Raw genomic sequence first — 20,514 nt, 5'->3', positions numbered from 1 at the left:
TATGTTAATGCCAAAACGCGTAAAATATCGTAGAGAGCATCGTGGTAAAATGCGTGGTCGTGCTAAAGGTGGAACTGAAATTGCTTTCGGTGAATTCGGTTTACAAGCACAAGCTGCTTCATGGATTACAAACCGTCAAATCGAAGCTGCTCGTCGTGCAATGACTCGTTACATGAAACGTGGCGGTAAAGTATGGATTAAAATTTTCCCTTCTAAACCTTACACTGCAAAACCTCTAGAAGTACGTATGGGTTCCGGTAAAGGGGCACCAGAAGGCTGGGTAGCAGTAGTAAAACCTGGGAAAATTATGTTCGAAATCGCGGGTGTATCTGAAGAGGTAGCACGCGAAGCATTACGTCTTGCAGCTCACAAGTTACCTGTGAAATGTAAATTCGTAAAACGTGAAGAAAATGGTGGTGAATCTAATGAAAACTAATGATATTCGTGAATTAACCACTGCCGAAATCGAAACAAAAGTTAAAGCTTTAAAGGAAGAGTTGTTTAATCTTCGCTTCCAACTTGCTACAGGACAATTAGAGAATCCAACTCGCATTCGTGAAGTGCGTAAAGCAATTGCTCGTATGAAAACTGTAGTTCGTGAAAGAGAGATCGGAATTAATCGATAAATTGAGGGGAGGTTTGCATAGTGAGCGAACGTAACCAACGCAAAGTTTATACTGGTCGTGTAGTGTCTGACAAAATGGACAAAACGATTACAGTTTTAGTTGAAACTTACAAAACTCATTCCTTGTACGGAAAACGTGTTAAGTATTCTAAGAAGTACAAAGCCCATGATGAGCAAAACCAAGCGAAACTTGGCGATATCGTTAAAATCATGGAAACTCGCCCGCTTTCTGCTACTAAGCGTTTCCGTTTAGTTGAAATCGTTGAAGAAGCGGTTATTATCTAAATAGACGAATCGGAATTTTTAGTCCGAAGGGAGGTTTCATAACATGATCCAACAAGAATCTCGTTTGAAAGTTGCTGACAACTCTGGTGCACGTGAACTTTTAACAATTAAAGTATTAGGCGGCTCTGGTCGTAAATATGCTAACATTGGTGACATTATTGTTGCTACGGTAAAACAAGCAACACCAGGTGGCGTTGTTAAAAAAGGTGACGTTGTTAAAGCAGTAGTAGTACGTACGAAGAGCGGAGCTCGTCGTCCGGACGGTTCTTACATCAAATTTGATGAAAACGCAGCGGTTATCATTAAAGACGATAAGAGCCCACGTGGTACTCGTATCTTCGGACCAGTAGCTCGTGAATTACGTGATAGCAACTTCATGAAGATCGTTTCTTTAGCTCCAGAAGTTCTATAATTTAAGGTATTGCCTTGCTAAGGAGGTGCAGAATTAAGATGCATGTAAAAAAAGGTGATAAAGTACAGGTAATCACTGGTAAAGACAAAGGAAAACAAGGCGTTATCCTTGTGGCTTTCCCAAAGCAAAACCGTGTTATCGTTGAGGGTGTCAATATCGTTAAGAAGCACTCTAAGCCATCTCAATTAAATCCACAAGGTGGAATTATTACTAAAGAAGCACCTATTCACGTTTCTAACGTTATGATTTTAGATCCGAAAACAGGTGAACCTACTCGCGTAGGCTTCAAAGTAGAAGATGGTAAAAAAGTTCGTATTGCAAAAAAATCTGGTGAATTATTAGATAAATAATTTTCTTAAGAAAGGAGGTCACTTCATTGAATCGCCTTAAAGAGAAGTTCCAAAAGGAAATTACTCCTGCTCTAGTGAGCAAGTTTAACTATAAATCTGTAATGCAGGTACCAAAAATCGAAAAGATCGTAATCAACACTGGTGTTGGTGACGCGGTATCTAACTCAAAAGCGTTAGACAACGCAGTAGAAGAATTAACACAAATCACAGGTCAAAAACCTGTTGTAACTCGTGCTAAAAAATCAATCGCTGGTTTCCGTCTTCGTGAAGGTATGCCAATCGGTGCGAAAGTAACTTTACGCGGCGAGCAAATGTATGAGTTCTTCGACAAATTAGTATCAGTTTCTTTACCACGTGTACGTGATTTCCGTGGTGTTTCTAAGAAATCATTCGATGGTCGTGGAAACTATACATTAGGTGTTAAAGAGCAACTTATTTTCCCTGAGATTGATTATGATAAAGTAAGCAAAGTCCGCGGTATGGACATCGTAATCGTTACTACAGCGAAAACTGATGAAGAAGCTCGTGAACTTTTAACACAATTCGGTATGCCATTCCAAAAATAATGGAAGCCAACGCTAAGTAGAGGAGGCGAAAACGTGGCTAAAAAATCTATGATAGCGAAACAAAAGCGTACTCCTAAGTTTAAAGTACAAGAGTATACACGTTGCGAACGCTGCGGTCGTCCGCATTCTGTATACCGCAAATTTAAACTTTGCCGTATTTGTTTCCGTGAACTTGCATATAAAGGTCAAATTCCTGGTGTTAAAAAAGCTAGTTGGTAAAACCCACAAATGGGAAGGAGGTAAAACACATGGTGATGACAGATCCAATTGCAGACATGCTTACTCGCATCCGTAATGCGAACATGGTACGTCATGAGAAATTAGAGGTTCCTGCTTCTAAAATCAAAAAAGAGATCGCTGAACTTTTAAAACGTGAAGGTTTCATTCGTGATGTAGAATACATCGAGGATAACAAACAAGGTATCCTTCGTATTTTCCTGAAATATGGTGCAAACAATGAACGTGTAATCACTGGATTAAAACGTATCAGTAAACCTGGCTTACGCGTTTACGCTAAAGCTGACGAAGTACCACGTGTACTTAACGGATTAGGTATCGCTCTTGTTTCTACATCTAAGGGAGTAATGACAGACAAAGACGCTCGTCAATTACAAACTGGTGGAGAAGTAGTAGCATACGTTTGGTAATATATATTTAAAACGAACGGAGGTGTGACCACATGTCTCGTATTGGTAAAAAGATTCTTGAAATCCCTGCAGGTGTTACTATTACAGTTGCAGAAGACAATACTGTAACAGTAAAAGGCCCTAAAGGTGAATTAACTCGTACTTTCAATGCTGATATGCTTATCAAAATTGAAGAGAATACATTAACAGTTGAGCGTCCATCTGAACAGAAGGAACACCGTGCATTACACGGTACAACTCGTGCTTTAATCGGAAACATGGTTGAAGGTGTAACTGAAGGTTTCGCACGCGGACTTGAATTAGTCGGTGTTGGTTACCGTGCTCAAAAACAAGGTGATAAACTTGTATTAAGCGTAGGTTATTCTCATCCAGTAGAAATGACTCCGGAAGCAGGTCTTGAAGTTGAAGTACCTGCACCAACTAAGATCGTAATTAAAGGTATCGACAAGCAACGTGTTGGCGAATTCGCTGCTAACATCCGTGCTGTACGTGCTCCTGAGCCTTACAAAGGTAAAGGTATTCGTTACGAAGGCGAAGTTGTTCGTCGTAAAGAAGGTAAAACTGCTAAGTAAACCCGTTAGGTGAGAGAAAGGAGTGACAAGAATGATCACTAAAGCTGATAAAAATGCGACTCGTAAGAAAAGACATGCACGTGTACGTGCTAAACTTACTGGTACTGCAGAGCGTCCACGTTTAAACGTGTTCCGTTCTAACCAACATATTTACGCTCAAGTTATTGATGATGTGAATGGTGTAACGTTAGTAAGTGCATCTACTCTTGATAAAGACCTTGCTCTTAACGGTACTAGCAATATTGAAGCTGCTACGAAAGTTGGAGAATCAGTTGCTAAGCGTGCTGTAGAGAAAGGCGTTAAAGAAGTAGTATTTGATCGCGGTGGTTACTTATACCATGGCCGTGTTAAAGCTCTAGCTGAAGCTGCTCGTGAGGCTGGATTACAATTTTAATGGTCAAAGGAGGGAAAATTGATGCATCGCATTGACCCAAGTAAATTAGAACTTGAAGAACGTGTAGTTACGATAAATCGTGTCGCGAAAGTTGTTAAGGGTGGTCGTCGTTTCCGCTTTGCTGCACTAGTTGTAGTTGGCGATAAAAACGGTCATGTTGGATTCGGTACTGGTAAAGCACAAGAGGTACCAGACGCAATCCGTAAAGCTATCGAAGACGCTAAGAAAAACTTAATCGCTGTACCATTAGTTGGTACAACAATTCCACACACAATCAACGGTCATTTTGGCGCTGGTGAAGTATTCTTAAAACCTGCTGCTGAGGGTACTGGTGTTATTGCTGGTGGACCTGTTCGTGCGGTCCTTGAATTAGCTGGTGTACAAGATATTCTTTCGAAATCTCTTGGTTCTAACACACCAATCAACATGATTCGCGCTACTGTGAACGGATTAAGCGAACTTAAGCGCGCTGAAGATGTTGCAAAATTACGCGGTAAATCTGTAGAAGAGCTACTAGGTTAAGGAGGGAAAACAAATGGCGAAAAAGTTAGAAATTACCCTCACTCGTAGTGTAATTGGTCGTCCACAAGATCAACGTGCGACGGTAGAAGCTTTAGGTCTTAAAAAGTTGAATTCAACTGTAGTTAAGGAAGAAACTCCTGCTATTCTTGGTATGATCAACAAAGTTTCTCACCTTGTAACTGTAAAAGAAGCTTAAGGATAACTCATTAATATAAGGAGGTGCCTGGGAATGAAACTTCATGAATTAAAACCTGCAGAAGGTTCTCGTAAAGTACGTAACCGTGTCGGTCGTGGTATCGGTTCTGGTAACGGTAAAACTGCTGGTAAAGGTCATAAAGGACAAAACGCACGTTCTGGCGGCGGTGTTCGTCTTGGCTTCGAAGGTGGTCAAACTCCATTATTCCGTCGTTTACCAAAACGCGGCTTCACAAACATTAACCGTAAAGAGTTTGCTATTGTAAACTTATCAACGTTAAATCGTTTTGAAGATGGTACAGAAGTAACACCTGAATTATTGCTGGAAACTGGCGTTATCAGCAAGTTAAACGACGGTGTTAAAGTTCTTGCAAGCGGAGCAGTAGAGAAAAAACTAACTGTTAAAGCGCACAAGTTCTCTTCAAGTGCTAAAGAAGCAATTGAAGCAGCTGGCGGATCAGTTGAGGTGATCTAATGTTTCGTACAATCTCCAACTTTATGCGCGTTGCTGAGATAAGACGTAAAATATTATTCACTTTAGCGATGTTAATCGTATTCAGGATTGGCACGTTTATCCCCGTGCCATTTACAAATGGAGACGTACTGAAGGCACAAGATCAATTAAATGCTTTAGGTATTCTAAATACATTTGGCGGTGGAGCCTTGAAAAACTTCTCCATCTTTGCGATGGGAATCATGCCGTATATTACAGCATCCATCATCGTGCAATTATTGCAGATGGATGTTGTTCCTAAATTTTCGGAATGGTCGAAGCAAGGTGAAATGGGCCGTCGTAAATTAACGCAATTCACGCGTTACTTTACAATTGTTCTTGCGTTTATTCAGGGGTTTGGTATGTCAATCGGTTTTAACGGTATGGTAGGTGGACAATTAATTTTGAATCCAGGTTGGAGCACTTATTTATACATTGCTACGGTACTGACTGCTGGTACTGCATTTTTAATGTGGTTAGGTGAACAGATTACAGCTAAAGGTGTAGGTAATGGTATTTCCATCCTTATCTTTGGCGGTATTGCCGCAGCGATCCCAAGTGTTATATCTCAAGTGTATCAGCAACAGTTTCAAAATATCGGAGATCAATTGTTCATGAGTATCGTTAAAGTTGCATTGATTTTACTAGCTGTGCTAGCAGTTATTGTGGGTGTTATTTTCATTCAACAGGCTGTTAGAAAGATCCCAATTCAATATGCGAAGCGTGTAACAGGAGGAAATGGTGGTTATGCTGGAGCACAAAACACACATTTACCGCTTAAGGTAAATAGTGCTGGTGTTATTCCAGTAATTTTTGCTGTTTCATTCTTAATTACGCCTCCGACTATTGCACAGTTCTTCCCGAAACATGATGTATCGCAGTGGATTATTGCAAACTTTAACTATTCTCACCCAGTGGGAATGATCATATATGTTGCGCTCATTGTAGCCTTCACATATTTCTATGCATTTGTTCAGGTTAATCCAGAGCAAATGTCAGAGAATCTAAACAAGCAAGGTGGATATGTTCCAGGTATTCGTCCGGGTAAGAATACGGAACAATATCTAACAAAAATCTTGTATCGTTTGACCTTTGTAGGATCAATTTTCCTAGCAGCGATTGCAATCTTACCAGTTATCTTTACGAAATTGGGAAATCTTCCTCCATCTGCACAGATCGGTGGAACGAGTATGTTAATCGTTGTCGGCGTTGCTTTAGAAACAATGAAGCAGCTAGAAAGCCAACTGGTAAAACGCCATTACAAAGGGTTTATCAAGCAGTGAGTAAGTGGGAAGAATTGTCTTCCCTACATGCTCATGTACTCTGAGGGGGAACAAGGATGAACTTAATTTTAATGGGGCTTCCTGGTGCTGGTAAAGGTACACAAGCCGAACAGATTGTTGCCAAGTATAACATCCCTCACATTTCAACAGGAGACATGTTCCGTGCAGCTATGAAGGCTGAAACTGAAATGGGTCTACAAGCAAAATCTTTTATTGATAAAGGTGCACTTGTTCCAGATGAAGTTACAATCGGAATCGTTCGTGAACGTTTAAGTCAAGACGACTGCGTAAGAGGTTTCTTACTAGACGGTTTCCCACGAACTGTTGCACAAGCATCAGCTCTTGAAGAAATTATGAAAGATCTTGGCAAAAAAATCGACTATGTTTTAAACATTAATGTGGATTCAGGGTTGTTATTAAAACGCCTTACAGGCCGTCGCATTTGTAAAGAGTGCGGTGCGACTTACCACTTAGAATTCAATCCACCAGCAAAAGCTGATGTGTGCGATAAATGTGGTGGCGAATTATATCAACGCTCTGATGACAATGAAGAAACTGTAGCAAATCGTTTAGATGTAAATATTAAGCAAACAAAACCTTTGCTTGATTTCTACGAAGAGCTTGGTTACTTACAAAGCATTAATGGTGAGCAAGATATCAATAAAGTATTTGCTGATATCGATGTTCTCATCGGAGGCTTAGCGTAATGATAATCTGCAAAACTCCTCGCGAGATAGAAATCATGCGAGAAGCTGGCAGGATCGTTGCTTTGACTCATCAAGAGTTGAAACAGCACATTACTCCAGGAATTACAACGAAAGAGCTCGATCAAATAGCGGAAAAGACGATTCAAAAATATGGTGCTACGCCATCTTTTAAAGGATACAACGGATTTCCGGGGAGCATATGTGCTTCTGTAAATGAAGAGCTTGTACACGGAATTCCAGGGAAGCGCAAGCTCAAAGAGGGCGATATCATCAGTATCGATATTGGTGCGAAATACAATGGGTACCATGGAGATTCTGCATGGACGTATCCAGTTGGAAACATTTCTGAATCTGTTCAAAAGCTACTTGATGTCACAGAAAAATCGTTGTATCTTGGTCTAGAACAAGTAAAACCAGGCGAGAGATTATCAAATATCTCACATGCGGTTCAAACCCATGCTGAAGAGAATGGATTCTCGATCGTTAGGGAGTATGTTGGTCACGGAATCGGGCAAGACTTACATGAGGACCCTCAAATCCCGCACTATGGTCCACCAAATAGAGGCCCTAGATTAAAGCCGGGAATGGTCATCTGTGTTGAGCCGATGGTGAATCAAGGAAGACGATATGTAAAAACACTATCTGATGACTGGACAGTGGTAACGGTAGATGGTAAATGGTGTGCCCATTTTGAGCACACGATTGCTCTTACAGAAGCAGGATACGAAATCCTTACCACTTTATAAGTAGCTGGCTCTCCGGGATTTCAGAGCAGTGTAAAATGTTACTGATTTGAAGAAGGGAGAACTATTGAATGGCTAAAGATGATGTAATTGAAGTCGAAGGTACCGTTCTTGAAACGTTGCCAAATGCTATGTTCAAAGTAGAATTAGAGAATGGGCATGTCGTATTGGCTCACGTTTCTGGTAAAATCCGTATGAACTTCATTCGTATTTTACCAGGAGACAAAGTTACGGTAGAATTATCTCCGTACGATTTAAATCGTGGTCGTATTACGTACCGTTTTAAATAATATAGCACTCCGTAATCTTTAAGGAGGTTCGAGACATGAAAGTAAGACCGTCAGTTAAACCAATCTGCGAAAAATGTAAAGTTATTCGTAGACGTGGAAAAGTAATGGTTATTTGTGAAAACCCTAAACATAAACAAAAACAAGGTTAATCAGAAGGAGGTGCATTCGTAATGGCACGTATCGCAGGTGTAGATATTCCTCGAGACAAACGCGTTGTTATTTCTTTAACTTACGTATTCGGCATTGGTCGCACAACTGCTGAAAAAATTCTTGCTGAAGCAGGTATTTCTGAAGAAACACGAGTTCGTGATTTAACGGAAGACGAATTAGGACGTATCCGTGATATCATCGATCGTATTAAAGTTGAGGGAGACCTTCGTCGTGAAGTATCTCTTAACATCAAACGTCTAATGGAGATCGGTTCTTACCGTGGTCTTCGTCACCGTCGTGGTTTACCAGTTCGTGGTCAAAACTCTAAAAACAATGCTCGTACACGTAAAGGTCCACGTCGTACAGTAGCAAATAAAAAGAAATAATAAGTAAAGGAGGTTGAACTAACAATGGCACGTAAAACAAACACTCGTAAAAAACGTGTGAAAAAGAATATTGAAGCTGGTATAGCTCATATTCGTTCTACTTTCAACAACACAATCGTAACACTTACAGATACTCACGGTAACGCACTTTCTTGGTCTAGTGCTGGTGCACTTGGTTTCCGTGGATCTCGTAAATCTACTCCATTCGCTGCGCAAATGGCTGCTGAAACTGCTGCTAAAGCTGCAATGGAACACGGTTTAAAAACTTTAGAGGTTACTGTTAAAGGTCCTGGTGCTGGTCGTGAAGCTGCAATTCGTGCTCTTCAAGCTGCAGGTCTAGAAGTAACAGCAATTAGAGATGTTACTCCAGTTCCTCATAATGGATGTCGTCCACCAAAACGTCGTCGTGTGTAATTTTTCTGTATAGAATTTTCCCTTTTGTCTATAATGGATATGATGCATTATCGAGAAATTTCGTACAGAAACATCGCTTGTTGTGCACAATCGGGAACTGCCTAAGGGGGACTTTCGGTTAGACAGGGGTTATACCTTTGTTTAACCGGGGTTTCGACGTTTTGAAGGAGGGTTTAGTTAATGATTGAAATCGAAAAGCCGAAAATCGAAACGGTTGAACTTAACGAAGATGCTAAATATGGTAAATTCGTAATTGAACCGCTTGAGCGTGGATATGGTACTACTTTGGGTAACTCCTTACGTCGTATTCTTTTATCCTCACTCCCTGGTGCCGCTGTTACTGCTATCCAAATCGATGGCGTATTACATGAATTTTCAACAGTTGAGGGCGTAGTAGAAGACGTTACGACGATCATCTTAAACTTGAAAAAGTTAGCTCTTAAAATCTACTCTGAAGAAGAGAAGACGTTGGAAATTGATGTACAGGGCGAAGGTATTGTCACAGCTGCTGATATTACTCACGATAGTGATGTAGAAATCTTAAATCCAGATTTACACATTGCAACGTTAGCAAAAGATGCGCATTTCCGCGTGCGTTTAACTGCAAAGCGTGGCCGTGGGTATACGCCAGCTGATGCAAATAAAAGCGAAGATCAACCAATAGGAGTAATTCCTATTGATTCTATTTATACTCCAGTATCACGTGTGACTTACCAAGTGGAAAAGACACGTGTCGGACAAGTGGCTAATTATGATAAGCTTACGCTTGATGTATGGACGGATGGAAGCATCGGGCCAAAAGAAGCTATCTCTTTAGGTGCCAAAATCTTAACTGAGCATTTAAATATCTTTGTTGGTTTAACTGATGAAGCACAAAATGCTGAGATTATGGTCGAGAAGGAAGAAGATCAAAAAGAGAAAGTTCTTGAGATGACTATCGAAGAACTAGACCTTTCTGTTCGTTCTTATAATTGCCTAAAACGTGCAGGAATTAATACTGTACAAGAGCTTGCGAACAAAACAGAAGAAGATATGATGAAAGTTCGTAACTTAGGACGTAAATCCTTAGAAGAAGTTAAACATAAACTTGAGGAATTAGGTTTAGGTTTACGTAAAGACGACTGAGGATTTAAACCCATCAACAAAGGAGGGAACTACGAATGGCATACAGAAAATTAGGCCGTACAAGTGCGCAACGTAAAGCTATGTTACGTGATTTAGCTACTGATTTAATTATCAACGAGCGCATCCAAACGACAGAAACTCGTGCAAAAGAACTTCGTTCTGTAGTGGAAAAAATGATCACTTTAGGTAAACGCGGAGATCTTCATGCTCGTCGTCAAGCAGCAGCTTTCATTCGCAATGAAGTAGCTAACGCTGAGACTGGTCAAGATGCACTTCAAAAACTATTCGCTGATGTAGCTCCACGCTATGCTGAGCGCCAAGGCGGATACACTCGTATTGCAAAAATTGGTCCACGTCGCGGAGACGCAGCACCAATGGTAATTATCGAGTTAGTATAATGATAATTAAAAGGGCAGGACAGTTCTTTTCAAGAAACTGGTCATGGCCCTTTTTTTTAAATATAAAAATAGGCTAACTTGGCGAAGGAAAGGGTGCCTTCTATTGAAAAAAGAGAAACTTCGGATAGAAAATATATCATTTCAATATCCTGGGGCAGCCACTTATGCATTAAAAGATGTTTCATTTTCCTTATATGAGGGAGAATGGGTATCTATTATTGGACAAAACGGTTCAGGAAAGTCTACACTTGCAAAATTATTGAATGGTTTGTTTTTGCCAGAAGCAGGGACTATTACAGTAAATGATACAATGGTTTTATCAGAGGAAACGGTATGGGATGTTCGAAAACAAATTGGAATGGTATTTCAAAATCCAGATAATCAATTTGTTGGAACGACAGTGCAAGATGATGTTGTATTTGGCTTGGAGAATATCGGAATGCCAAGAGAACAAATGATTGAAAGATTAGAACAGGCCTTGCAACTTGTCCGTATGGAAGATTTTCTTAATGATGAGCCTCATTCCTTATCTGGTGGGCAAAAGCAGCGAGTGGCAATAGCAGGCGTTTTAGCACTTCAACCATCTATTTTAATATTAGATGAAGCAACGTCAATGTTAGACCCTCAAGGGAGACGTGAAGTAGTAGAAACGGTTAGACAACTTGTTACTCAAAAAGGTATTACCGTGTTATCAATTACGCACGATTTAGAAGAAGCGGCACAGTCAGATCGTGTCATTATTTTAAATAAGGGAGAAATATTAGAGGAAGGGACTCCAGAAAAAATTTTCAAATCCTCTCATATGCTCCAAGAAATTGGCTTAGATGTACCGTTTTCGGTGAAAATAGCAGAATTATTAAAAAGAAATGAAATTCTCTTGCAAAATACGCATCTTACAATGGAAAGCTTGGTGAACGAACTTTGGAGATTACATTCCAAAAAGTAGAACATCGTTATCAATATAAAACTCCATTTGAAAGACGCGCACTTTATGATGTAGACGTGTCGTTTCCAAGTGGGGGCTATTATGCCATTATCGGTCATACTGGTTCAGGAAAGTCGACGATGATTCAACATTTAAATGGTTTATTGCAGCCGACAAATGGTACAGTTCAAATTGGTGAACATTTGATTTCGGCAGGAAAGAAAGAAAAAAAGCTAAAGCCACTACGTAAAAAAGTAGGGGTTGTCTTTCAATTTCCAGAACATCAGTTGTTTGAAGAGACTGTGGAGAAAGATATTTGTTTCGGCCCTACTAATTTTGGAGTATCTGTAGACGAAGCAAGGCAAAAGGCTAGAAAGGCAATTGAACTTGTAGGGCTAGAACCAGAACTGTTAACACGTTCTCCGTTCGAATTAAGTGGTGGACAAATGAGACGTGTTGCTATAGCGGGTGTACTGGCAATGGAACCTGAAGTGCTTGTATTAGATGAACCTACAGCAGGACTAGATCCAAAAGGGCAGAACGAACTTATGGAGATGTTTTATAAGCTGCACAAGGAGAAGGGTCTTACAGTCATCCTTGTAACGCATAATATGGAGGATGCTGCTCAGTATGCGGAGCAGATTGTAGTTATGCATAAAGGAACGGTCTTTTTGCAAGGAAGTGCAGAGGAAGTATTTTCACATGCTGATGAACTAGAGAAAATTGGTGTGGATCTTCCTATGTCATTAAAGTATAAACGTGCAATTGAAGAGAAGTTTGGTATTTCAATTCCAAAGGCTACCTTATCTTTAGAGGATCTTACTCATGAAGTTGTGCAGGTGTTACGAAAAGGTGGTCATGAATCATGCAGCAGTTGATTATTGGGAGATATATCCCGGGGAATTCACTTATTCATCAACTTGATCCACGTACGAAGCTGCTGATTGTCTTTTTATATGTATTTGTTGTTTTCTTAGCAAATAATGCGATTTCATATGGATTTTTATTTTTATATGCACTCATTGCTTTATTTTTTGCAAAAGTGCCGATTCGTTATGTACTTTCGGGCTTAAAACCAATTTTATGGATTTTTCTTTTTACATTTTTCCTGCATATTTTTACAAATAAAGAGGGGGATGTACTATTCCAGCTTGGTTGGTTTTCGATATATGAAAAAGGATTAGAGCAAGGGATATACATTTCTGTACGATTCTTCGTTATTATTTTAATGACGACATTATTAACGTTAACGACGACACCTATTGAAATTACAGATGGTTTGGAGACGTTATTAAAGCCGTTGAAGCGTATAAAGGTTCCTGTTCATGAAATCGCATTAATGATGTCAATTTCTCTTCGTTTTATCCCGACATTAATGGATGAAACGAGTAAAATAATGAAAGCACAAGCGTCACGTGGTATTGATTTTGCCGGGGGACCGATAAAAGATAGAATGAAAGCTATTATTTCACTGCTCGTTCCTCTGTTTATCAGTGCTTTTAAGCGTGCAGAGGACTTAGCCATTGCGATGGAAGCTCGTGGATATCAAAGTGGTGAAGGACGTACTAAATTTAGGCAACTACGCTGGAAAACAAGCGATACAGTAACGATTGTCAGCTTATTTTGTTTAGCTTGTATTTTGGCATGGGTGCGATCGTAATGGAGAATAGAGAAATGGATAGAATAAAATGTACGGTTGCATATGATGGCATGCATTTTTGTGGTTATCAAATTCAGCCGAACCATCGTACTGTTCAACAGGAGATAGAAAAAGCATTGCAGAAATTGCATAAGGGAGAACTTGTTCGTGTTCAGGCATCTGGTAGAACAGATTCTACAGTTCATGCAAAAGGACAAGTAATACACTTTGATACTCCCTTGTCTCTTGAAGAGTGGCAATGGAGTAATGCTTTAAACACAATGTTGCCAGATGATATTGTTATTAGGCAAGTAGAGAAAAAAACAGAAGAATTTCATGCACGTTACGGTGTTGAGAAAAAAGAATATCGTTATCGTGTATTATTATCAAAGACTGCGGATGTATTCCGTAGAAATTACGTATATCAATATCCATACCCGCTCGAAATCAACTCTATAAGAGAAGCAATTCCTTATTTTATTGGAACGCATGATTTTACTTCTTTTTGTTCGGCAAAAACTGACAAAAAAGATAAAGTGCGAACAATTTATGAAATCGAGTTAATTGAACAAGATGATGAAATAATTTTTCGTTTTGTAGGTAATGGATTTTTATATAATATGGTCAGAATTATTGTTGGTACGTTACTTAGCGTAGGGCAAGGAAAGCTTGATCCTGATAGCATTCCAGAGATTTTAGCGAAACAAAATCGTCAGTTTGCTGGAAAGATGGCTCCAGGTCATGGGCTTTACTTGTGGGAGGTAAACTATAACAACTAATCCTGGTGTAACATTTGCTTGACATTAGAAACTCAAAAGTATATCATAACATATGGTATTGTTTCTAAAACCACGATTAGCCCCGGAAGGAAATCGTGTTTAAGATAAACAATAGATTTTTTCTATGGAAAAGATAACGAGGAGGGAAACACATGCGTACGACTTTTATGGCAAAAGCTAACGAAGTTGAGCGTAAATGGTATGTGGTTGATGCTGAAGGTCAAACTTTAGGTCGCCTTGCTAGTGAAGTAGCATCCATTTTACGTGGTAAAAACAAACCTACATTTACACCACACGTTGACACGGGTGATCATGTAATTATTATTAACGCTGAGAAAATTCATTTAACAGGTAATAAATTAAACGATAAAATTTACTACCGTCACACTAACCACCCAGGTGGACTTAAGCAAAGAACAGCTCTTGAAATGCGTACAAACTACCCTGTACAAATGTTAGAGCTTGCAATTAAAGGCATGCTTCCAAAAGGACGCTTAGGCCGTCAAGTTTCTAAGAAACTTAACGTGTATGCTGGAGCAGAGCATCCACACCAAGCACAAAAACCAGAAGTTTACGAACTTCGCGGATAATTAATTAAAGGAGGGCTTACTTTGGCACAGGTTCAATACTATGGCACTGGACGTCGTAAGAGTTCAGTAGCGCGCGTACGCCTAGTTCCAGGCGAAGGACGCGTTATCATTAACGGTCGTGATTTTGAAAACTATATCCCATTTGCTGCATTACGTGAAGTAGTGAAACAACCTCTAGTTGCAACAGAAACTTTAGGTAACTACGATGTACTTGTAAACGTAAATGGTGGTGGATACACTGGTCAAGCTGGTGCTATTCGTCACGGTATTTCTCGCGCTTTATTAAAAGCTGATCCAGAATACCGTCTAACACTAAAACGTGCAGGTCTATTAACTCGTGACGCACGTATGAAAGAGCGTAAAAAATACGGTCTTAAAGGCGCACGTCGTGCACCTCAGTTCTCAAAACGTTAATTTTTGCGAACTACAAACCCCAACCATTTTGGTTGGGGTTTTTTATGTTTCATTCCTCTTTTGCAATTTTTATAGCTTGGAATATTTTAGTGCTACCGCCGCGCGTATGCTTCTTCTTTAGAAGTTTAGACTAATACGTATTAGGGAGGTTTATAAGTACTATGAATGTCATTGTCAGCTTACAAGAAAAACAAAAAGAAAAGCAGTTAAAATACGAGCGGAAGATGTTGCGGGAATTATCATTAAAAACATTGCGTTCAAATATTCGTGATGCCTTTCAAATGCAAGAGCTTCATCGTCAGTATGAAGATTACTGTATTGAATTAGGGATAGAATCTTATTTATTAGGAGCGAGATACAGTAAATTTGGTTATTATGGTGAATCGTTTTTTGATGTGAAATATAGAGCTTTAGAAGAAGAACAACAATTAACTGAAACGCTATTTCAATTTTTAACGAGTATGACTATGCGAGAAATAAAGTTGAAAGATGAGGAATTACTTTTTGAATCTTGTCAGCAGTTTATAGGATTGTGGTGGCAAGAAGGGTATGAAAAAGGTGAAAGAAGATATCGATTAAAGCTTCATTAAGACAAGCATAAACTTTCCTCTTGTCCCATATAAGTAATTAGAGGGACTAGCTGGAGGAGGAAAGGTATGAAGAGAATTCGAATTATCTCTTTTGCACTCGCTGCGGTGGTATTGTTTTTTTTAGTCAAACAAGAATTTCAAATTACAAAATCGTGGCGAGCTTGGAATTTACCCTTATCAGGGAAAGTGATTGTATTAGATGCTGGACATGGTGGACCAGATGGAGGGGCTGTTGGTGGAAAGGATATTATAGAAAAGGATATTACGCTTGAAATTACAAAAAAGGTACAAGACTATTTACAAGAACAAGGTGCACTAGTTATTTTAACGCGTGAGGGAGATTATGATTTAGCTAACAAAGATACAAAGTCATATAGTAGACGTAAAGCAGAGGATTTAAAAAAACGTGTAGAAATCATCAATAAACCTGATGTAGACTTTTTTGCAAGTATTCATTTAAATGCTTTAACTAGTAGTGGATCGAAAGGCGCACAAACGTTCTATTACCGCTCTTCGATTGAAAATGAACGTGCTGCAAAATTTATACAGGCTGAATTGAGAACAAGTTTAGAGAACACGAATCGTTCTGCTAAGACAATTTCGCATGTGTATTTATTAAAGTATTCTAAAACACCAGGTGCTTTAATTGAAGCCGGCTTTTTATCGAATGTGAACGAAAGGTATATGTTAAATTCGGAGAAATATCAGCAAAAGGTAGCAGCTGCAATATACCGTGGTATATTACGTTATTTCACGGAAAAAGGAAATCCTCCAGAATAAGGAGGATTTTTTTGAGCTTCTCTCGTTAACGAAGTTTTCGGAAAATATGTTATACTGGAAATGTAAACGCATTTATTTCAAGAATACGCAGAGATAAATTCAATTAACATTACGTTATTTTTCATACAGGGGGCTGGGCTAATTATGGTAACGAAAGAGCAAGTGGTTGAAGCGTTAGAAGGGATTGTAGATCCGTTTTTACATAAAACATTAAAAGAAACAAGTGCAATTAAAGAGGTAACAGTCAAGCCAGAGAAGGAACATGTGAGTGTTAAAATTGCAATCGTAAAAACCGGTACAGCGGAACAAATGCAGTTGCAGTCTGGAATTGTAAAGTTAGTAAAAGAACTTGGGGCAGCAACAGTTGGACTTCGTTTTGCAGAATTTACAGAAGAGGAATTAGCTCAGTTTGCATCGGAACAAGAAGAAGAGCAAAGTGAATCTTTATTGTCACCTAATTCAAAAACAACATTCTTAGCAGTAGCGAGTGGAAAAGGTGGCGTGGGAAAATCAACTGTTTCCGTTAACCTTGCAGTTGCTTTAGCTCGTTTAGGAAAAAAAGTTGGTATTATTGATGCGGACATTTACGGTTTTAGTGTGCCAGACATGATGGGGATAGAAAAACGTCCTATCGTAAGAGGTGACAAGATAATTCCGGTGGAACGTTTAGGTGTAAAGGTAATCTCAATGGGCTTCTTTGTAGAGGATAATGCACCAGTTATTTGGAGAGGACCTATGCTTGGGAAAATGTTAAACCACTTCTTCACAGAAGTAGAATGGGGCGATTTAGATTATTTAGTACTAGATTTGCCACCAGGCACAGGTGATGTTGCGTTAGATGTGCACTCAATGTTGCCATCTTGCAAAGAGATTATTGTAACGACGCCTCATCCAACAGCTGCGTTTGTAGCAGCGCGTGCTGGAGCGATGGCATTGCGCACTGAACATAGTATTCTTGGTGTTGTTGAGAATATGGCATATTTTGAAAGTAAGGTAACTGGTGAGAAAGAATATGTATTTGGAAAAGGCGGGGGAGATAAGTTAGCTACCGAATTACAAACGAATGTTCTTGGTCGTATTCCACTGCAACAACCCGATTGGAATAAAGAAGACTTTGCTCCTTCAGTATATGAAGATACACATACAACGGGCATTATTTATAGTAAAATAGCTGAAACAGTAATTGATAAAACAGCTGTTACACAAAAATAAAGTGAAACTTTAATCAGTGGGGTTCACCTGTTACTGACAACAATAAGGCTTTTGTTGCTAGTAAACCTTTCGCTTAATTAGAGGGGGCCATTTTGTGTGTTAATAGCAAGATAAAGTAATAACGAGTGAACAATATATAAATTGTCCACTCGTTATTATAGTTATTATTTTTTACTGTTCTTCCTTCTTCTCGCCTTGAGAACCACCGTCACCGCCTGCTTCTTTCTTACCAGATCCGCCTTTTTCAGCTTTTTGCACACCTTTACTAATGATATCAATCATCTTGGCTTGGAAGAGTGGACTTTCAGCAGTTTCTGTTAGTACTTGTTGTAGATATTGACGGTATTCTTTACTCTTCATTGTTTGTAACATCATTTTTTCTACTTCAGGATTTTTCATAATTTCTATAACGCCTGCTTGGTATTCAGGGTCTTTTAATAAGGTTTTCATTAATTGAGTTTGTTCTTTCCCCATACTTTTAGCAAATTTTGATGAGAACTCAGGATCTTTAAAGAGCTTTTCCCAGAATTGTTGCCCTTTATCGGATACCATGGCATCTTCAATCGTTTTCTTTACTACTGTTTCATCTAGTATGAGTGCTTGTTTCATTTTTTCATCAGTTAATACATCTTGAATAGCTTTCTTACCTTGATCTGTTTTTAAAATATCAACAATCATTTTCTTTGTTTGATCGTAATCTAGTTCAGATTTCGTTTCTTTTCCTTGTGCGCATGCTGCAAGTGCGATAAGTAGAAAAGAAGAAACGAAAATGAATAGCATCCGTTTCATAAGTTGGAACTCCTTTCAGCACAGTTCTCTCTTTTTAATATAAATATCTTTAAGGAATTTATACATGAACATGGCTAGCTTTTTGAAATTGTCATTGATACAATTTAATTAGAAATATAAGGATAATGGGGGATGTGTTGTGAATAGCCGCAAGTGGGTACGACTATTTTTAACGACGTTGTTTCTTGGTGGGATTAGCACAGTTATTATTGGTTTTGTTTTGGAGTGGGACAAGTACAATGAATTTTTTCAAAATTTCGACGGTAAGGAGATTTTAGCAGTATCTTTCTGGCTGATGGGTGTAGGATTTATTTTTAGTGTTATAAGTCAAATGGGATTCTTTGCATATTTAACAATCCACCGTTTTGGACTAGGGATGTTTCGCTCATCTTCTTTATGGAATGCAGTCCAGCTCTTCTTTATTGCATTCGTATTATTTGATTTTGTGTATTTAAGATCTGTACTTATTGCAAATGGGGAAGTCTCGTTAGGGAATAATATACTTGTTGCTGGAATGTTATTTGTGTTTGGAGCAATTGTTGCTTATGTAAAAAGTAAAGAAACAAATAAAAAAGCATTTGTGCCAGCTCTGTTCTTTATGGTTGTTGTAACGATCCTTGAATGGGTACCGGCGCTTCGGATTAATGATACAGATTGGTTATATTTAATGGTTATACCGCTATTGTTATGTAATGCATATCAATTACTTGTATTACATCGTTTAATCGGAAAAACAAGTAAATCAGCTTAATAGAGAGGTTTTATACAACAGCAGTTATAATGTTGTAAATGGTATGATTAAAAAAGCTCTACTACCTTCTTGAAAGGTAGTAGAGCTTTTTATGCGTGAAGAGTAGTAGGGAAGAAGCTACTTCACATCTTCACTTTTCGTACTTGTGTTGGAAATAAGTTGTGAAACGGATATTTGCTCATATCCATCACTTTTTATTTTTTGCAGGAGCAGCGGTAAAGCTCTATTTGTTTGAAGGGCAGAATCGGATGCGTGTAATAACACGATATCTCCACCTTTCAAATTATTAGAGACAGTGGAAACGATGTTATTTACACCTGGGTTTTTCCAATCGTTTGAATTATTACTCCAATGCACGACGGTGTATCCAAGTGATTCTGCGATTTTAAGGGTTGCTTTGTTAAATTCGCCACTAGGTGGACGTAACAGCTTGACTTGTTTTACACCAAGTTTCGTAAAAACATCTTGTGCTCGTAAAAGGTCTCGTCTTATTTCATTTGTCTCTAGAGAAGTATAGGATGTGTAATTGTAACCCATACTACCGATTTCGTGTCCATCTTTCATGATTCGCTCTACAATATCGGGGTGTCTTTCGGCCCATGCAGCAGAAAGGAAGAAGGTTGCATTCTTAATTTCTTTTTCTTTAAGAGTATCTAGGATTGGAATTGCTTTTTTGTCTCCCCAACTAATATCAAACGTAAATGCAACTTGCTTTTTAGCGGTGTCTCCTTTGTAAATTACTTTAGGGCCTGTAGCAGTTGAAAAAGCAGATTCATGTGAATATGTTTTTAAAAAGAGTAGCCATGCTGTAAATAAGGACAGTATCACTATTAAGCTAATGTGTTTAAAATTTCTCTTACTCGTAATAAAAAAGAAAAACATAATATTACGCCCCTTTGTCCAATCCTTTTCAGTTACATATATGCTGGAAATATAAAAAAGAGAACAAAGGATTAATATCGTAAGTAGTGGAGATAATGGATGATAGGATTGTGATAATTGAAAATGAGCGGAACGTTTATTGTTGCGTAAGGAATTATTGAGGTGATTGTTTGCTTGGGCTGATGTTGACAAAAGAAGAGAGAAAAGAAATGGAATACATATTGAAGAGAGAATTAGAGGAACTTTTATTTGATTTTGAAGATGAGCGTATTCATGAAGTTGTAAAAAAAGCTATGGAAGAAAGATATAAAATCATTTTCTGTTTATTCCGGAGAGTAGCTAACACAGAAGAATGTATTCGTTATGTAAGAAAAAGAATTTTTTATTAAAAAGTGTTGACGTTAATAGTTTGTATATGTTAAATTAATAACCGTCGCTGATGCGGAAACGCAGAAAACGACAAAAAGAAATTGAAAAACTTAGTTGACATTAACTAACGAAGATGTTAACATAAGGAAGTCGCAAATGAGCGACCAAGTAGTTCTTTGAAAACTGAACGAAACAAACAACGTGAAACGTCAATTTTTATTTTAGATGCTAGACAAA

General features: G+C 38.6%; 35 protein-coding genes. 33 read left to right on the top strand and 2 right to left on the bottom strand.

The window, feature by feature from the left end; translation table 11 throughout:
- Nucleotide 1 precedes the first annotated feature (1 nt).
- The 31 genes from rplP to ACTFSL_RS26750 all read left to right on the top strand — a co-directional run bounded on the left by rplP (nucleotide 2) and on the right by ACTFSL_RS26750 (nucleotide 17,486).
- Nucleotides 2-436: a 50S ribosomal protein L16 gene (gene rplP, locus ACTFSL_RS26900; protein WP_000928969.1), complete on the top strand. Its 435-nt coding sequence runs from the start codon at nucleotides 2-4 to the stop codon at nucleotides 434-436.
- Nucleotides 426-626, top strand: a complete 201-nt coding sequence (gene rpmC, locus ACTFSL_RS26895) for a 50S ribosomal protein L29 (RefSeq protein ID WP_000855718.1) — start codon at nucleotides 426-428, stop codon at nucleotides 624-626. The genes rplP and rpmC overlap by 11 nt, the downstream gene beginning before the upstream one ends.
- A gap of 20 nt (nucleotides 627-646) precedes the next feature.
- Nucleotides 647-910, top strand: coding sequence for a 30S ribosomal protein S17 (rpsQ, locus tag ACTFSL_RS26890; RefSeq protein ID WP_000004106.1), 264 nt, complete (start codon nucleotides 647-649; stop codon nucleotides 908-910).
- 43 nt (nucleotides 911-953) lie between these two features.
- Nucleotides 954-1,322: a 50S ribosomal protein L14 gene (gene rplN / locus ACTFSL_RS26885; RefSeq protein ID WP_000615912.1), complete on the top strand. Its 369-nt coding sequence runs from the start codon at nucleotides 954-956 to the stop codon at nucleotides 1,320-1,322.
- Nucleotides 1,323-1,360: 38 nt separating this feature from the next.
- Entirely contained in the window at nucleotides 1,361-1,672 is a 312-nt protein-coding gene (gene rplX, locus ACTFSL_RS26880; RefSeq protein WP_000558200.1) for a 50S ribosomal protein L24, read from the top strand.
- Between the two features lie 26 nt (nucleotides 1,673-1,698).
- Nucleotides 1,699-2,238 carry a 50S ribosomal protein L5 gene (gene rplE, locus ACTFSL_RS26875; RefSeq protein ID WP_001080831.1) on the top strand — a complete coding sequence of 180 codons (540 nt, stop codon included), beginning with the start codon at nucleotides 1,699-1,701 and terminating at the stop codon, nucleotides 2,236-2,238.
- 33 nt (nucleotides 2,239-2,271) lie between these two features.
- Nucleotides 2,272-2,457: a 30S ribosomal protein S14 gene (gene rpsN, locus ACTFSL_RS26870; RefSeq protein WP_001085700.1), complete on the top strand. Its 186-nt coding sequence runs from the start codon at nucleotides 2,272-2,274 to the stop codon at nucleotides 2,455-2,457.
- 29 nt (nucleotides 2,458-2,486) lie between these two features.
- Nucleotides 2,487-2,885, top strand: coding sequence for a 30S ribosomal protein S8 (gene rpsH, locus ACTFSL_RS26865; protein WP_000245511.1), 399 nt, complete (start codon nucleotides 2,487-2,489; stop codon nucleotides 2,883-2,885).
- Between the two features lie 32 nt (nucleotides 2,886-2,917).
- Nucleotides 2,918-3,457, top strand: coding sequence for a 50S ribosomal protein L6 (gene rplF / locus ACTFSL_RS26860; RefSeq protein ID WP_000086558.1), 540 nt, complete (start codon nucleotides 2,918-2,920; stop codon nucleotides 3,455-3,457).
- 31 nt (nucleotides 3,458-3,488) lie between these two features.
- Nucleotides 3,489-3,851: a 50S ribosomal protein L18 gene (gene rplR, locus ACTFSL_RS26855; protein ID WP_000628816.1), complete on the top strand. Its 363-nt coding sequence runs from the start codon at nucleotides 3,489-3,491 to the stop codon at nucleotides 3,849-3,851.
- Nucleotides 3,852-3,872: 21 nt separating this feature from the next.
- The gene (rpsE, locus tag ACTFSL_RS26850) at nucleotides 3,873-4,373 is read left to right on the top strand and encodes a 30S ribosomal protein S5 (RefSeq protein WP_000554646.1); all 501 of its coding nucleotides are present in this window, start codon (nucleotides 3,873-3,875) and stop codon (nucleotides 4,371-4,373) included.
- 13 nt (nucleotides 4,374-4,386) lie between these two features.
- A complete protein-coding gene (rpmD, locus tag ACTFSL_RS26845) occupies nucleotides 4,387-4,569 on the top strand; it encodes a 50S ribosomal protein L30 (protein ID WP_001085234.1) in 183 nt (60 codons plus the stop codon).
- Between the two features lie 33 nt (nucleotides 4,570-4,602).
- Entirely contained in the window at nucleotides 4,603-5,043 is a 441-nt protein-coding gene (rplO, locus tag ACTFSL_RS26840; protein WP_000766081.1) for a 50S ribosomal protein L15, read from the top strand.
- Nucleotides 5,043-6,344 carry a preprotein translocase subunit SecY gene (secY, locus tag ACTFSL_RS26835; RefSeq protein ID WP_000490117.1) on the top strand — a complete coding sequence of 434 codons (1,302 nt, stop codon included), beginning with the start codon at nucleotides 5,043-5,045 and terminating at the stop codon, nucleotides 6,342-6,344. Before rplO ends, secY begins: the two co-directional genes overlap by 1 nt.
- A 56-nt stretch (nucleotides 6,345-6,400) precedes the next feature.
- On the top strand, nucleotides 6,401-7,051 hold the full coding sequence (locus tag ACTFSL_RS26830) for an adenylate kinase (protein ID WP_001048989.1): 651 nt from the start codon (nucleotides 6,401-6,403) through the stop codon (nucleotides 7,049-7,051).
- Complete coding sequence (map, locus tag ACTFSL_RS26825) at nucleotides 7,051-7,797, top strand: type I methionyl aminopeptidase (RefSeq protein WP_000582539.1); 747 nt, start codon at nucleotides 7,051-7,053, stop codon at nucleotides 7,795-7,797. The genes ACTFSL_RS26830 and map overlap by 1 nt, the downstream gene beginning before the upstream one ends.
- A 68-nt stretch (nucleotides 7,798-7,865) precedes the next feature.
- Nucleotides 7,866-8,084, top strand: a complete 219-nt coding sequence (gene infA, locus ACTFSL_RS26820; RefSeq protein ID WP_001029884.1) for a translation initiation factor IF-1 — start codon at nucleotides 7,866-7,868, stop codon at nucleotides 8,082-8,084.
- A 35-nt stretch (nucleotides 8,085-8,119) separates the two neighbouring features.
- Nucleotides 8,120-8,233, top strand: coding sequence for a 50S ribosomal protein L36 (gene rpmJ / locus ACTFSL_RS26815; RefSeq protein WP_000868344.1), 114 nt, complete (start codon nucleotides 8,120-8,122; stop codon nucleotides 8,231-8,233).
- A 21-nt stretch (nucleotides 8,234-8,254) separates the two neighbouring features.
- Nucleotides 8,255-8,620, top strand: coding sequence for a 30S ribosomal protein S13 (gene rpsM, locus ACTFSL_RS26810; RefSeq protein ID WP_000090788.1), 366 nt, complete (start codon nucleotides 8,255-8,257; stop codon nucleotides 8,618-8,620).
- 24 nt (nucleotides 8,621-8,644) lie between these two features.
- A complete protein-coding gene (gene rpsK / locus ACTFSL_RS26805) occupies nucleotides 8,645-9,034 on the top strand; it encodes a 30S ribosomal protein S11 (protein WP_000101798.1) in 390 nt (129 codons plus the stop codon).
- Nucleotides 9,035-9,214: 180 nt separating this feature from the next.
- Nucleotides 9,215-10,159 carry a DNA-directed RNA polymerase subunit alpha gene (locus tag ACTFSL_RS26800; RefSeq protein WP_000569643.1) on the top strand — a complete coding sequence of 315 codons (945 nt, stop codon included), beginning with the start codon at nucleotides 9,215-9,217 and terminating at the stop codon, nucleotides 10,157-10,159.
- A gap of 35 nt (nucleotides 10,160-10,194) precedes the next feature.
- A complete protein-coding gene (gene rplQ / locus ACTFSL_RS26795; protein ID WP_000331490.1) occupies nucleotides 10,195-10,557 on the top strand; it encodes a 50S ribosomal protein L17 in 363 nt (120 codons plus the stop codon).
- Between the two features lie 103 nt (nucleotides 10,558-10,660).
- Nucleotides 10,661-11,503: an energy-coupling factor ABC transporter ATP-binding protein gene (locus ACTFSL_RS26790; RefSeq protein ID WP_000711757.1), complete on the top strand. Its 843-nt coding sequence runs from the start codon at nucleotides 10,661-10,663 to the stop codon at nucleotides 11,501-11,503.
- On the top strand, nucleotides 11,479-12,360 hold the full coding sequence (locus tag ACTFSL_RS26785; protein WP_000406535.1) for an energy-coupling factor ABC transporter ATP-binding protein: 882 nt from the start codon (nucleotides 11,479-11,481) through the stop codon (nucleotides 12,358-12,360). Before ACTFSL_RS26790 ends, ACTFSL_RS26785 begins: the two co-directional genes overlap by 25 nt.
- Entirely contained in the window at nucleotides 12,348-13,142 is a 795-nt protein-coding gene (locus ACTFSL_RS26780; RefSeq protein WP_001186526.1) for an energy-coupling factor transporter transmembrane component T family protein, read from the top strand. The genes ACTFSL_RS26785 and ACTFSL_RS26780 overlap by 13 nt, the downstream gene beginning before the upstream one ends.
- A gap of 14 nt (nucleotides 13,143-13,156) precedes the next feature.
- Nucleotides 13,157-13,900 (top strand): tRNA pseudouridine(38-40) synthase TruA, encoded by a 744-nt coding sequence (gene truA, locus ACTFSL_RS26775; RefSeq protein ID WP_440042679.1) that lies wholly within the window; start codon nucleotides 13,157-13,159, stop codon nucleotides 13,898-13,900.
- 152 nt (nucleotides 13,901-14,052) lie between these two features.
- Nucleotides 14,053-14,490: a 50S ribosomal protein L13 gene (gene rplM, locus ACTFSL_RS26770; RefSeq protein ID WP_001260793.1), complete on the top strand. Its 438-nt coding sequence runs from the start codon at nucleotides 14,053-14,055 to the stop codon at nucleotides 14,488-14,490.
- Nucleotides 14,491-14,511: 21 nt separating this feature from the next.
- Nucleotides 14,512-14,904, top strand: coding sequence for a 30S ribosomal protein S9 (gene rpsI / locus ACTFSL_RS26765; protein ID WP_000079986.1), 393 nt, complete (start codon nucleotides 14,512-14,514; stop codon nucleotides 14,902-14,904).
- 161 nt (nucleotides 14,905-15,065) lie between these two features.
- Nucleotides 15,066-15,494 (top strand): DUF2521 family protein, encoded by a 429-nt coding sequence (locus ACTFSL_RS26760; RefSeq protein ID WP_001101005.1) that lies wholly within the window; start codon nucleotides 15,066-15,068, stop codon nucleotides 15,492-15,494.
- Nucleotides 15,495-15,560: 66 nt separating this feature from the next.
- Nucleotides 15,561-16,274 (top strand): N-acetylmuramoyl-L-alanine amidase CwlD, encoded by a 714-nt coding sequence (gene cwlD / locus ACTFSL_RS26755; protein WP_000822439.1) that lies wholly within the window; start codon nucleotides 15,561-15,563, stop codon nucleotides 16,272-16,274.
- A gap of 144 nt (nucleotides 16,275-16,418) precedes the next feature.
- Nucleotides 16,419-17,486 carry a P-loop NTPase gene (locus tag ACTFSL_RS26750; RefSeq protein ID WP_440042678.1) on the top strand — a complete coding sequence of 356 codons (1,068 nt, stop codon included), beginning with the start codon at nucleotides 16,419-16,421 and terminating at the stop codon, nucleotides 17,484-17,486.
- A 171-nt stretch (nucleotides 17,487-17,657) separates the two neighbouring features.
- Here ACTFSL_RS26750 and gerD read toward each other — a convergent pair whose 3' ends face one another.
- Complete coding sequence (gene gerD / locus ACTFSL_RS26745) at nucleotides 17,658-18,275, bottom strand: spore germination lipoprotein GerD (protein ID WP_000827295.1); 618 nt, start codon at nucleotides 18,273-18,275, stop codon at nucleotides 17,658-17,660.
- Nucleotides 18,276-18,414: 139 nt separating this feature from the next.
- On the opposite strand from gerD, the gene kbaA reads away from it, so the two are divergent.
- Nucleotides 18,415-19,026 carry a KinB signaling pathway activation protein KbaA gene (kbaA, locus tag ACTFSL_RS26740; RefSeq protein ID WP_001088524.1) on the top strand — a complete coding sequence of 204 codons (612 nt, stop codon included), beginning with the start codon at nucleotides 18,415-18,417 and terminating at the stop codon, nucleotides 19,024-19,026.
- 117 nt (nucleotides 19,027-19,143) lie between these two features.
- On the opposite strand, the gene pdaB is transcribed toward kbaA, so the two are convergent.
- Nucleotides 19,144-19,908 (bottom strand): polysaccharide deacetylase family sporulation protein PdaB, encoded by a 765-nt coding sequence (gene pdaB / locus ACTFSL_RS26735; protein WP_000464703.1) that lies wholly within the window; start codon nucleotides 19,906-19,908, stop codon nucleotides 19,144-19,146.
- Nucleotides 19,909-20,078: 170 nt separating this feature from the next.
- Here pdaB and ACTFSL_RS26730 point away from each other — a divergent pair, with 170 nt between their 5' ends.
- On the top strand, nucleotides 20,079-20,297 hold the full coding sequence (locus tag ACTFSL_RS26730) for a hypothetical protein (RefSeq protein WP_000901147.1): 219 nt from the start codon (nucleotides 20,079-20,081) through the stop codon (nucleotides 20,295-20,297).
- Nucleotides 20,298-20,514 lie beyond the last annotated feature (217 nt).

The sequence above is a fragment of the Bacillus cereus group sp. MYBK108-1 genome (genome assembly GCF_051917185.1).
Classification (GTDB): Bacteria; Bacillota; Bacilli; order Bacillales; family Bacillaceae_G; genus Bacillus_A; species Bacillus_A cereus.
Note: the sequence above shows the minus strand (reverse complement) of the source record. Positions and strands in the feature narration are given on the sequence as shown.